A 12014-nucleotide genomic window follows, 5' to 3' on the forward strand; every position below is an offset into this window, starting at 1 on the left:
CGCCTCAAATTCTTTAAGAAATTCGTGAGAGCGTCATAACCGACAAATTTCTCGGCTATGGCGCACATTGTCCCAGGATCCCGGCCACCCCTCATCCGGTGCCAAGCCCGTCGCGATCACGGGTACGGCCATCGACAAGCTCCTGCTCGCCTCGGGCGTCGATGAGCGGGCGCGGAACGTCGCGCGCGCGTTGCTGCCGGTCGTCTCCAAGCATGCCGGCGAGGCCTGCACCGCCTATTGCGACCACCTCGAGCGTTCCGTCGCCGACATGAAGGTGCATGTCGAGCGGCATCGCCAGCCGATCGTCGAGGCCGAGCGACGGCATTTCGAACTGCTGTTCAAGGCTGAGTACGGCAACGACTATGCCGACGACCTGAACCGGGCCGCGATGACCGAGTTCGGCGACGCGATGGGCATCCGCACCCGCCTTGGGACGGCGCTGCGTCTGATCGAGCCGCTGTTCCAGGAGATCGGCCGGCGGCGCCGCTTCAGCAGCCGCAAGGCGATCGAGGACGCCGCCGCGCTGACCCGCTTGATCCTCACCGATGCGCTGGCCGCGACCTCGTGCCACCAGCGGGCGAGCCGTATCGGCCTGACGCAGCGCGAGAACGAGCTGCATCTGGCCGCCTCGTCCTTCCAGGGCAATATCGGCCAGTTGTCCGAAAGCCTGCGGATCGCGGCCAGCACGCTCAGGGACTATGCCGCGACCAGTCTCTATCGGAGCAACCAGGCCGATCGCGAGGCGACGCTGGCGGAAGAGGCCGCGCGCGCCTGCAACGATAGGATCACCCGCGCCGTGGCCGCGACCAACGACCTCGTCAGCGCGCTCGACCATGTCAGCAGCGAAACGCAGCAGAGCTTCTCGGTCACCGGGGAGGCCGTGACCGACACGCGCGAGGTCACGGATTCCATGCAGGTCCTGGCCGAGGCGGCCGGGCGAATCGGCTCGATCGTCACGCTGATCCAGCAGATCGCGACCAAGACCAATCTTCTGGCGCTCAACGCCACGATCGAGGCCGCACGCGCCGGCGCCGCGGGGCGGGGCTTTGCGGTCGTCGCCGGCGAGGTCAAGTCGCTGGCCCATCAGACGGCCAACGCCACCGGCGAAATCGCGACGCAGATCGCCCAGGTGCAGTCCGCGACCGAGTCCTGCGTCAGGCATGTGAACTCGATCAGCCAGACCATCGCACGCCTCGAACAATCCGCCGCCTCGATCGCCAAAACGGTACAGGAGCAGTCCCTAGCGACCAGCGACATGGCAGTGGACACGCAGGAGGCCGCACTGCGCACGCAGCAGGGCCTCGCCTCGGCTCAGGCCGCCCGGCACTCGATCGGGGACGTCACGAAGATGTCGATCGAACTCGACTCGGCAGCGGTGCAGGTCGAGGCGTCGGCGGGCATGATCAGCGATCTCGTCGAGCGCTTCCTGTCGAGCCTGCGCAGCGCGGCCTGAAGGGCGCTGAGCCGAAAGGCCTATGGCGCAAGACTGCGCCGGCTGGCACACCAGCGGCCCGCTTCCCCTCGACCCGGCCGCCCATGCGCATCGCCGTACTGACGGATCTTCACGCGAATCGCGAGGCGACCGAAGCCGTCCTCGCCGCGGTCGAGCGCCTCGCACCTGACCGCATCGCGGTGCTCGGCGATATCGTCGGCTACGGCCCCGACCCCGTCTTCGCGATCGAGACGGCCGAAAGGCTGGTCTCGGATGGCGCGATCTGCCTGCTCGGGAACCATGACGAGGCCGCGATCAACGGCCCCTCCGGCATGACGCCCCACGCGCATGACGCGATCCTCTGGACCCGCCGGCAGCTTTCGGCCGCGCATCTGGCGTTTCTGGAAGCGCTGCCGCTCACGGCAGAACTGCCCGGGATGCTTCTCGTCCACGCGAGTGCGCGCGCGCCGGCCAAATGGGCTTATGTCGTCGACGAAAAATCCGCTGGCGAATGCCTGGCCGCCTGCGCCACCCCCCTCGTGCTGTGCGGGCACACCCATGTGCCGATGATCTACTACGCGCGGACGGGGCGCATGCCAGTGCGATTTCAGCCCTTGCCGCATGTCGCGGCGCCGCTCTCGGCGATCCGGCGCCATGCCGTCGTGGTCGGGGCGGTGGGCCAGCCCCGCGACGGCAATCCGGCGGCCTGCTTCGCGCTGCTCGATACGGAGCGGGCCGAGATCACCATGATCCGCGTGCCCTACGACTCGCAGGAGACAGCGCGAAAGATCCACGAGCGCGGCCTGCCCGATTGGCTTGGCCTGCGCCTTCAGATCGGCCGATAAGCGGGAGGGGGAGCGATGGAGAAGCCACGGACCGGCTCGGTCATAGACGGCTTCACGCTGACGGAGCGGCTGACGGCCGGGACGATGGCCTCGCTATGGCGTGCGACCCATCCGGATCACGACAAGCCCCTCGTGATGAAGATCCCGATCCTCGATCCCGGCGCCGACGTCTCGATGATCGTGGGCTACGAGACGGAGGCGATGATCCACAAGCGCCTGACCGGCCGGCATGTGCCCGGCTTCATCGCGGCCGGCGACCTCGCACGCATCCCTTACATCGCGATGGAATTCGTCGCGGGAACGCGGCTTGCCGAGACGATCCAGGCAGCGCCGCTGCCGATCGCCGAGACCGTGCGCATCGGCATCGCTATCGCCGTCGCGCTGGCCGATCTGCATCGCCAGGAGGTCGCGCATCTCGATCTCAAGCCGCAGAACGTCATGATGACCAAAGGTGCGGCCGTGCTGCTCGATTTCGGATTGTCGCGGCACGCCGAACTGCCCGACCTGCTCGGCGAGGAGAGTTCCGCGCCGATGGGCACCGCTGCCTATATCGCGCCGGAGCAGGTCCTCGGCGACCGCTCCGACCCGGCGAGCGACATCTTCGCGCTGGGCTGCATCCTCTACCAGATGGCGACCGGCGAGGAGCCGTTCGGCCGCCCAGCGACCCTGCCTGGCCTGAAGCGGCGCCTCTACCATGCGCCGCGCCCGCCCCGCGCCATCCGTCCGGACGCGCCCGCCTGGCTCGAGGAGATCATCCTGCGCTGCCTCGAGGTCGACCGCAGCCGGCGCTATGCCGACGCGGCCAAGGTCGCCTTCGACCTGCGCCATCCCGAGCAGGTCGTGGTCGCGCGCCACCGCCGCAGCACGGCGCCGCCGGGTCTGGGCAAGCGCCTGCTGGCGCGCTTCCAGAAGCGCGACGAGGCCGAAATCCTCGGTCCCGCGACGCGCGAACGGCGCAAGGCCGGCCCCTCCATCATCCTGGCGGCGGTCGACCTTTCGGGCGAATACGACCAGCTCGCCGAAGCGATCCTGGCGGAGACGAAGCGGCTGCTCGCCGCGCGGGAGGATTCCTGGCTGGCCTGCCTGACCGTCCTGCGCACCGAGATCATCCGCGAGACCCAGAGCGTCGACGAGCAGGGGCGCTCGCTCTACATCAACCGGCTGGTCGCTCTGAAGGACTGGGCGCGGCCGCTGCATCTGCGCGAGGACCGGGTCAGCTATCACGTCATCGAGGCGGTCAGCGCCGCCGACGCGATCCTGAACTATGCCGACCACAACGACATCGACCATATCATTCTGGGCGCGCGTTCCTCCTCGGCAGTACGCCGCCATCTCGGCAGCGTCTCGAGCAAGGTCGTCGCCGAGGCGCATTGCTCGGTTTCGGTGATCAGGGTGAAGGGAGGCAAGTCGTCGTGATGCGGCGATCATGGCGTTGACCCACCTGCCCCGCCTCGTGATGATGCCGCCCATGTCAGCCGGCCCAGCCTCCACCGCCCCCGAATTCGATCCCGCCCGGCTCGATGCCTTCTTGCGTTCCGCCCTGCCCGGCCGCGCTAGCGGACCGATGACGCTGGAGCGGATCAGCGGCGGGCAGTCCAACCCGACCTTCTTCCTCTCCTATCCGGAGGCCGAAACGCGGCTCGTGCTGCGCAAGAAGCCGCCGGGACCGCTGCTGCCCTCGGCACATGCGGTCGATCGCGAATTCCGGATACTGAAGGCGCTGGCCGGCTCCGCCGTTCCGGTGCCGCCCGTCGTGCTGTTCCATGGCGAGGACGACGTCGTCGGCACGCCCTTCTACCTGATGGAGCAGCTGGAAGGCCGTGTCTTCCACGACACCGCCCTGCCAGGCGTCATGCCCGATCAGCGGCGGGCCATGTATTTCGCCATGGCCGAGACGCTGGCCGCGCTGCACGGCTTCGATTGGCAGGCGGCCGGCCTGTCCGATTTCGGCAAGCCCGGGAACTACTATGCCCGCCAGATCGCCCGTTGGGGCCGGCAATGGCGGGAGACGAAGACGCGCGAGATCGCGGCGGTGGACCGCGCCTTCGACTGGCTGACGGCCAATCTCGACGAGACAGCGGAGACCACCATCGTCCATGGCGATTTTCGCCTGGGCAATCTGATGTTCGCGCCCGTGGAGCCCCGCGTCGTCGCCGTGCTCGACTGGGAGCTCTCGACGCTCGGCCACCCGCTCTCCGACGCCGCCTTCTCCTGCCTGCCCTGGCATTCGACGCCGCAGATGTATGCCGGCATCGTCGGGCTCGACCGCGAGGCGCTGGGCATTCCCACGCAGGCCGAATATCTCGACCGCTATTGCGAGGCGGCTGGACGCAGCGAGGGGCCGGGCCGCTTCCACCTCGCCTTCTCGCTGCTGCGCTTCGCCGTCATCCTCGACGGCATCGCAGCGCGGGCGAAGGCCGGCAACGCCGCGGCCGAAGACGCCGTGGCGGTCGGTGAGATGGCGGAGAGTTTCGCGCTGCGCGCAGAGGCCGTGATCGACGGCCGCGACTGAAGGACGACACCATGGACTTCGCCTATTCCGCCAAGGTCGAGGAACTGCGCACGCGGCTGCAGGTCTTCATGAACGATCATGTCCAGCCGGCCGATGCGCGCTGGCGGGAGGAGGTCGAGGCCGGGCGCTATCCGATGGCGCTGATCGATGGCCTCAAAGCGAAGGCGAAGGCCGAGGGGCTGTGGAACCTGTTCCTGCCGGCGCTGCAGTCGGACGAGCCCGGCACACGGCTCTCCAACCTCGAATATGCGCCGCTCGCCGAGATCATGGGCCGGATCTACTGGTCATCGGAGGTGTTCAACTGCAACGCCCCCGACACCGGGAACATGGAAATCCTGCATATGTTCTCGACGCTTGAGCAGCGCGAACGCTGGCTGGTGCCGCTCATGAACGGCGAGATCCGCTCCTGCGTTGGCATCACCGAGCCCGGCGTCGCCTCCTCGGACCCGACCAACCTCCAGACCACGATCATCCGCGACGGCGACGACTACGTCGTCACCGGCCGGAAATGGTGGACGACCGGGGCGCTGCATCCCAACGTGAAGTTCTGCATCGTGATGGGCCTTTCGGATACGCGCCCCGATGCCGATCCGCACAAGCGCCATTCGATGATCATCGTGCCGATGGACGCGCCGGGCGTCAGCGTGATGCGCAACCTGCCGCTGCTGAACCACCATTCGCCGGAGGGCCATACCGAGACGGATTTCGCCGCGGTGCGCGTGCCGGCTGCGAACATGCTCGGCGAGGAAGGGGCGGGCTTCGCGCTGGCGCAGGCGCGGCTCGGGCCGGGCCGCATCCACCACTGCATGCGCTCGATCGGGCAATGCGAGGTGGCGCTGGAGCTGATGGTCGAGCGCGCGCTCCAGCGCAAGGCGTTCAGCCGCCATCTCGCGGACTACGCCAATGTGCAGGACTGGATCGCCGAAGGGCGCATGGAGATCGACCAGGCGCGGCTACTCTGCCTGCGCGCGGCCTGGATGATGGACACCCATGGCAACAAGGCCGCCCGCACCGAAGTCTCCTCGATCAAGGTGGTGGCAACACGGCTCCAGACGAAGATCGCCGACCGGGCGATGCAAGTCTTCGGCGCCGGCGGGCTCTCGAACGATACGCCGCTCGCCTTCATCTACTCCTGGGGCCGGGCGCTGCGCTTCATCGACGGGCCCGACGAGGTGCATCTGCGCACCGTGGCGCGGGCGGAGATAAAGAAGCGGCAAGGCGCCGGCCGCAGCACGATGACGGAACAGGGCGTGCGCATGCCCTATCTCAAACCGGCGCCGTAAGCTCATGCCGGCGACGACACCTCTTCCGATCTGGCTCTATGACGGCGTCTGCGTGCTCTGCTCGGGCGGCGTGCACTACACGCTGCGGCACGAGCGCGATCACGAAATCCGCTTCGTGGCGATCCAGTCGCCCGAGGGTCGCGCGCTCGCTGCATTGCACGGCATCGATCCGGACGATCCCGAAAGCTTCTTGTTCATCGAGAACGGCAAGGCGATGCGCAAATCCGACGGCGTTCTGGCATTGCTGCGGCATCTCGACGGGCCCGCACGGCTGCTATTGGTCGGCGGCTGGCTGCCGCGCACGATCCGCGATTGGCTCTACGACCGCATCGCGCGCAATCGCTACCGGCTGTTCGGCAAAAAGACCGCCTGCGAGATGCCAGACCCCGCCCAGCGCCACCGCTTCAGCCTGCCGGGGGCGGCGTGACGGTCCGGCGCCGTGTCCTGCTGATTGGCGGCACCGGCGTTTTCGGGCGCCGCCTGGCCGCGCATGTAAGCCGGATGACCGGGCTCGATCTCCTGCTCACCTCGCGCGACGAAAGCAAAGCCAGGCAGATCGCCGCCGGGATGGTCGTCGCGCCTCAGACTACGGTCCGCGGCATCGGCTTCGATCATCGCCGCGATCTCGACGCCCAGCTACGGGCTCTGTCGCCCTGGCTGGTGATCGATGCGTCCGGCCCGTTCCAAGGTGCCGGCTACGAGGTGCCGCGTGCGGCGTTGACGGCAGGCGCACATGTCGTCGACCTCGCCGATGCGCGCGACTACATCCTCGGCTATGGCACGGCGCTGGACGGGCTGGCACGCGAACGCGGCCTCGTCGCGCTCGCCGGTGCGAGTTCGACGCCAGCGCTCTCGGCCGCAGCCGTCACTGCCCTCACCGAGGGCTGGCAGCGCATCGACAGCATCGACATCGCGATTACGCCCGGCGGACGCAGCGATGTCGGGCAGGCCGTGATCGCGGCGATCCTGTCCTATGCAGGCCAGCCGGTCCCGGTCTGGCGCGAGGGCGAGTTGCAGCAGACCCATGGCTGGGTCGATGGCGCGCGGATCTCGATGCCGGGGCTCGGGATGAGGCAGGCAGCCGCCGTCGAGACGGTGGATGCGCAAAGCCTGGGGCCGGCGCTGCGCGTCGGCTCGCGCGTATCGTTTCGGGCTGGGCTGGAATCGTCGATCGAGCACCATGCCGTCGTGGCGCTCGCACGATTGCGCCGCGCCGGTGTCGTCGGCGATGCCCGCGCCTTGATCCCGGCTCTTCTATCCCTGCGCCGTGTCACCCGCCTGCCGACGTCCGATCGCGGTGGCATGCTGGTCGCCGTCACCGGGCTGGATGAGGCCGGCGCGTTGCGGCGTGCACGCTGGTCCCTGCTGGCGGAGCGTGGCGATGGACCTCATGTTCCCACCTTGCCCGCCGCCGCGGCCCTGCGCGCGCTGCTGGACGGCCGGCTCGCGCGTGGAGCCAGATCGGCGGCCGGCAGCCTGGCCCTGGCCGAGATCGAAGCCGAAATGATGCCCTATGCGATCACGACGCGATGCGAGCAAAGCGCATATGGCACGGCCGTCTTCCGCGATGCGCTCGGTGCGGAGAGTTTCGCGGGCCTCCCCGCGCCGCTCGTCGCGTTGCATGGTGCAGCGGGCCCGCCGGTGTGGCAGGGTCGGGCCTCGATCGAGACCGGCACGCATCTGCTCGCACGGCTGGCGCGACGGATCATCGGCCTGCCGCCGGCCGGCCACGACGTGCCAATTACATTCAGCATCGACCGCATCGCCGATGGCGGCGGGAAAACGGAGGTCTGGACACGGAATTTCGCCGGCAGGCGCTTTTCGTCGCGACTCTCGACCACCGCGCAGAACGAACTTCAGGAGGGTTTCGGAGCGATCCGCTTCACACTGGACCTGGCGGCGCGCGATGGCGGCCTCACCTTGCCGATCAAATCTGCGCGATGTTTCGGAATCACGCTGCCGCGCTTCGCCCTACCGCGATCCGAAACACGCGAATATGTCGACGATATCGGACGCTTTCGCTTCGATGTCCGCCTGTCTCTGCCCGGAATCGGCCTGCTCACGCATTATCGCGGCTGGCTCGAACCGCGCCTGCGCTAGCGAGGCGGAGCAGCGCCCTTGCATCCACGGCGCACGCAACCCGCGTTCCAGCGCATGGCCAGCCGCATCTCGCGGGCGCTAGAGTCGTTGCATGACACGGCCATTCGCGGCCATCGCACCACCGGGACCTCTCTCCATGAGCCAGCTCTTCAGCCCCTACCAGATCGGCGGCCTTTCGCTCGCCAACCGCATCGTCATCGCGCCGATGTGTCAGTATTCGGCTGATAACGGCAATGTGAGCGACTGGCACACGATCCATCTCGGCAATCTGGCGCTCTCCGGCGCCGGTCTCCTGATCATCGAGGCGACGGCGGTCGAGCCTGCCGGGCGGATCAGCCCATTCGATGTCGGGCTGTGGTCGGACGAGAACGAGGCCGCGCTGGCGGGCGTGCTCGCCTCTGTCAGGAAATGGTCGGACATGCCGATCGGCGTCCAGCTTGCCCATGCCGGGCGCAAGGCCTCGGTCGACCAACCCTGGAAGGGCGGCGGCCAGCTCGGGCTCGACCAGGGCGGCTGGGAGGTGTTCGGCCCCTCCTCCGCCGGCTTCGAGAGCTATCCGCGCGCGCCGCAGTCGCTCGCCAAGGACGACATCGCCCGGCTGGTCGAGGCCTTCGCCGCCGCCGCCCGGCGCAGCGTCCGGCTCGGCCTCGACATGATCGAGCTGCACGGCGCTCATGGCTACCTGCTCCACCAGTTCCTCTCGCCGCTTTCGAACCGGCGCGATGACGAATTCGGCGGCACGCTGGAAAACCGGATGCGCTTCCCGCTCGCCGTGTTGGAGGCCGTGAAGGCGGCCGTGCCGACGGGATACCCGGTCGGAATGCGGGTCTCGGGCACCGATTGGGTCGCGGGCGGCTGGGACATCGAGCAGACGATCGCCTTCGCGACCGAACTCAAGACGCGCGGCGCCGACTTCATCCACGTCTCCAGCGGCGGTAATTCGACGGCGCAGCAGATTCCGCTCGGACCGAGCTACCAGGTGCCGCTGGCGCGGGCCGTGAAGCAGGCGACCGGGCTGCCGACCATCGCGGTCGGGCTGATCACCGAGGCCGAGCAGGCCGAGGCGATCGTCAGCACGGGCGACGCCGATCTCGTCGGCATCGCGCGGGGCATCCTGTTCGATCCGCGCTGGCCCTGGCATGCGGCGGCGCAGCTCGGCGCCCGCGTCAAGGCGGCGCCGCAGTTCCTGCGCTCGCAGCCGAGACAGTACAAGGAGCTGTTCGCCTGAACGGCCGTCCGTCACGATCCCCAGAGACATATTGCATGACCGCCTATTCCGACCTCGCTGCCCACTTCGGCCGCGCCTCCGCGCTCGGCAACGCCATCGGCATCCTGCAATGGGATAACGATGTGATGATGCCGAAGGGAGCCGCTGGGACGCGGGCCGAGAGCATGGCGCTGCTGCGGGTGATGCATCACGGCATGACCACCGACGCCCGTATCGGCGACTGGCTGGCGGAAGCGGATGCGGATGACGGGCTCGGACCCTGGGAGCGCGCCAATCTGCGCGAGATCCGCCGGCTCTGGACGGTCGAGACCGCCTTGCCGCCCGACCTCGTCGAGGCCTCCAGCAAGGCGATCTCCGCCTGCGAGATGCGCTGGCGGCAGGCCCGCGCCGAAGCCGATTTCGCCGGCCTCCTGCCCTATCTCGCCGAAGTGCTGAATCTGCAACGGCAGATCGGCATGGCGAAGGGCGAGAAGCTAGGCCTCTCGGCTTATGATGCGCTGCTCAACGATTACGAGCCGGGCGGGCGCTCGGCCAAGATCGACGCGCTGTTCGACGATCTCGCGGGCTTCCTGCCGGGCTTCCTGCAGGAGGTTCTGGTCGTGCAGGCGAAGCGTCCGCAGGTCGCCGCTCCGCAGGGGCCCTTCGCGATCGAGAAGCAGCGCGCGCTGGGTCTGCGGATGATGGCGGCGCTGGGCTACGACTTCGAGCGCGGGCGGCTCGACGTCTCGACCCACCCCTTCTGCGGCGGGGCCGACAACGATGTCCGCATCACCACCCGCTATGACGAGGCCGATTTCGCCAAGGCGCTGATGGGCGTGCTGCACGAGACCGGCCATGCGCTCTACGAGCAGGGCCGGCCGCAGGGCTTCCTGAGCCAGCCCGTCGGCGCGGCGCGCGGCATGAGCCTGCATGAGAGCCAGTCGCTGCTCATGGAGATGCAGGCCTGCCGCTCACGCGAGTTCATCGCCTTCGCGGCGCCGCTGATGCGCGAGAGCTTCGGAGGCTCGGGCCCGGCATGGGAGACGGATGCGCTGTGGCGACGCTACACCAAGGTCGAGCCCGGCTTCATCCGCGTCGATGCCGACGAGGTGACCTACCCCGCCCATGTCATTCTGCGCTACCGGCTGGAGAAGGCGCTGATCGCGGACGAGATGCCGCTCGCGGAGCTGCCGGCCGCCTGGAACGCCGGCATGCGCGAGCTGCTCGGCGTCACCGTGCCGGATGATCGCCTCGGCTGTCTGCAGGATGTGCACTGGCCGAGCGGCGGCTGGGGCTATTTCCCGACCTATACGCTCGGCGCGATGACGGCGGCGCAGATCTTCGACGCCGCCTGCAAGGCCGTTCCCGAGATCCTGCCGGCGATCGGCCGCGGCGACTTCGCCCCCCTGCTCGGCTGGCTGCGCACGAACATCCACAGCCAGGGCTCGCTGCTGGAAACCGACGCCCTGCTGACGCAGGCGACGGGGCTGCCGCTCGACGCCGGCGTGTTCAAGGCGCATCTGCGCCGGAGATATGCGGGCGAAGGTTGAGCGCCGGGCGATTCGTTCGCCCCCGATTCTGCTCGGGCGATTTCGCGTCCTGATAGCGCGCTGACGTTTCACCGCCCTGGCGAAGTCCGGGGTGACGGCGTGTCTGCATCAAAATTCACCGACCGGTCTTGCCGTGACGGCCAGTGCGCAAACGCCTGGCGCATGGCGGCAAGCCGTTGCGTTCGCGCGCCTTTTTGCCCGCCGCTAGCGGCACTCAAACCGGCGCGCGTCCACAGCGACAGAGCAGAAATTTACCGGCCGTTAACCATACCCGCCTACATAGATTCAACCGAAAATTCATCAAGATGACCAACGTGTTAACGCAATCTCGGCCTATTCGCCTCAAGGGGCGGAGCTTCCTTGCGATCTCGCTGACCCCGGAGCTGCCCTTCGAGGACTGGCTGGCGCGGCTCGACGATCTGGCGTCCCGCTCGACGGGTTTCTTCATGCGCCGGCCGGTCGTGCTCGACATCACCGGACTGGAGATCGACCGCGCGCAGCTCCATGACCTCGTCGACAGGCTCGGCGAGCGCCATGTCCGGATCATGGGCATCGAAGGCGCACGTCCCTCGCTGCTCGACGCCGGCCTGCCGCCCGCCATGTCGGACGGGCGCCCGGCTTCCGATTTCGAGGCGCCGGCCGCAGCCGACGAGCCCAAGGCCAAATCCCGTGAACCTGCCAAGGCCGAGCCCGCTGCGCCCATGGCGCCCCAGCCGGCCAAGGCCGCGCCGTCGATCGTCGTGACCGAGCCGGTGCGCTCGGGCCAGTCGCTGATCTTCACCGAGGGCGATGTGACGATCCTCGGCTCGGTCGCCTCGGGCGCCGAGGTCATCGCCGGGGGCTCGATCCACATCTACGGCACGCTGCGCGGCCGAGCGATGGCCGGCACGATGGGCAACGCCGCGGCGCGCATCTTCTGCCGCAAGCTCGAAGCCGAGCTGATCGCCATCGACGGCTATTACAAGACGGCCGAGGACCTGGAGCCCGGCCTGCGCGGCACGGCCGTCCAGTTCTGGCTGGAAGGCGAAACCTTCAAGACCGCATCACTCGCCTGATCTGACGGCGCGTCCATCCACACGGGAGAG

10 protein-coding genes are annotated in these 12014 nt (G+C 68.3%); all 10 read left to right on the forward strand.

From position 1 onward, the window contains the following. Window positions 1-67: 67 nt before the first annotated feature. Window positions 68-1453: a methyl-accepting chemotaxis protein gene (locus AC1RMY_RS18270; RefSeq protein ID WP_492866900.1), complete on the forward strand. Its 1386-nt coding sequence runs from the start codon at window positions 68-70 to the stop codon at window positions 1451-1453. A gap of 83 nt (window positions 1454-1536) precedes the next feature. Next, window positions 1537-2277 (forward strand): metallophosphoesterase family protein, encoded by a 741-nt coding sequence (locus AC1RMY_RS18275; protein ID WP_492866902.1) that lies wholly within the window; start codon window positions 1537-1539, stop codon window positions 2275-2277. Window positions 2278-2292: 15 nt separating this feature from the next. Beyond that, window positions 2293-3693, forward strand: coding sequence for a protein kinase domain-containing protein (locus AC1RMY_RS18280; RefSeq protein WP_492866904.1), 1401 nt, complete (start codon window positions 2293-2295; stop codon window positions 3691-3693). A gap of 52 nt (window positions 3694-3745) precedes the next feature. Further along, complete coding sequence (locus tag AC1RMY_RS18285) at window positions 3746-4789, forward strand: phosphotransferase family protein (RefSeq protein WP_492866906.1); 1044 nt, start codon at window positions 3746-3748, stop codon at window positions 4787-4789. Between the two features lie 11 nt (window positions 4790-4800). Continuing rightward, window positions 4801-6072 (forward strand): acyl-CoA dehydrogenase family protein, encoded by a 1272-nt coding sequence (locus AC1RMY_RS18290; RefSeq protein ID WP_492866908.1) that lies wholly within the window; start codon window positions 4801-4803, stop codon window positions 6070-6072. A gap of 4 nt (window positions 6073-6076) precedes the next feature. Continuing rightward, window positions 6077-6499, forward strand: a complete 423-nt coding sequence (locus AC1RMY_RS18295) for a thiol-disulfide oxidoreductase DCC family protein (RefSeq protein ID WP_492866910.1) — start codon at window positions 6077-6079, stop codon at window positions 6497-6499. Continuing rightward, window positions 6496-8172 carry a saccharopine dehydrogenase family protein gene (locus AC1RMY_RS18300; RefSeq protein WP_492866912.1) on the forward strand — a complete coding sequence of 559 codons (1677 nt, stop codon included), beginning with the start codon at window positions 6496-6498 and terminating at the stop codon, window positions 8170-8172. The genes AC1RMY_RS18295 and AC1RMY_RS18300 overlap by 4 nt, the downstream gene beginning before the upstream one ends. Window positions 8173-8308: 136 nt before the next feature. Further along, on the forward strand, window positions 8309-9400 hold the full coding sequence (locus tag AC1RMY_RS18305; RefSeq protein ID WP_492866914.1) for an NADH:flavin oxidoreductase/NADH oxidase: 1092 nt from the start codon (window positions 8309-8311) through the stop codon (window positions 9398-9400). Window positions 9401-9435: 35 nt separating this feature from the next. Further along, window positions 9436-10929, forward strand: a complete 1494-nt coding sequence (locus AC1RMY_RS18310; RefSeq protein ID WP_492866915.1) for a carboxypeptidase M32 — start codon at window positions 9436-9438, stop codon at window positions 10927-10929. A 305-nt stretch (window positions 10930-11234) separates the two neighbouring features. Further along, window positions 11235-11984 carry a septum site-determining protein MinC gene (gene minC / locus AC1RMY_RS18315; protein WP_492866917.1) on the forward strand — a complete coding sequence of 250 codons (750 nt, stop codon included), beginning with the start codon at window positions 11235-11237 and terminating at the stop codon, window positions 11982-11984. Window positions 11985-12014 lie beyond the last annotated feature (30 nt).

Source organism: Allobosea sp. GW822-FHT03F07 (genome assembly GCF_058801345.1).

Bases quoted from the DNA above. Each gene is read 5' to 3' on its own strand.
- AC1RMY_RS18305 (WP_492866914.1), top strand. From the start codon at position 8,309: ATGAGCCAGCTCTTCAGCCCCTACCAGATCGGCGGCCTTTCGCTCGCC.
- AC1RMY_RS18275 (WP_492866902.1), top strand. From the start codon at position 1,537: ATGCGCATCGCCGTACTGACGGATCTTCACGCGAATCGCGAGGCGACC.
- AC1RMY_RS18285 (WP_492866906.1), top strand. From the start codon at position 3,746: ATGTCAGCCGGCCCAGCCTCCACCGCCCCCGAATTCGATCCCGCCCGG.
- minC (WP_492866917.1), top strand. From the start codon at position 11,235: ATGACCAACGTGTTAACGCAATCTCGGCCTATTCGCCTCAAGGGGCGG.
- AC1RMY_RS18310 (WP_492866915.1), top strand. From the start codon at position 9,436: ATGACCGCCTATTCCGACCTCGCTGCCCACTTCGGCCGCGCCTCCGCG.
- AC1RMY_RS18280 (WP_492866904.1), top strand. From the start codon at position 2,293: ATGGAGAAGCCACGGACCGGCTCGGTCATAGACGGCTTCACGCTGACG.
- AC1RMY_RS18290 (WP_492866908.1), top strand. From the start codon at position 4,801: ATGGACTTCGCCTATTCCGCCAAGGTCGAGGAACTGCGCACGCGGCTG.
- AC1RMY_RS18295 (WP_492866910.1), top strand. From the start codon at position 6,077: ATGCCGGCGACGACACCTCTTCCGATCTGGCTCTATGACGGCGTCTGC.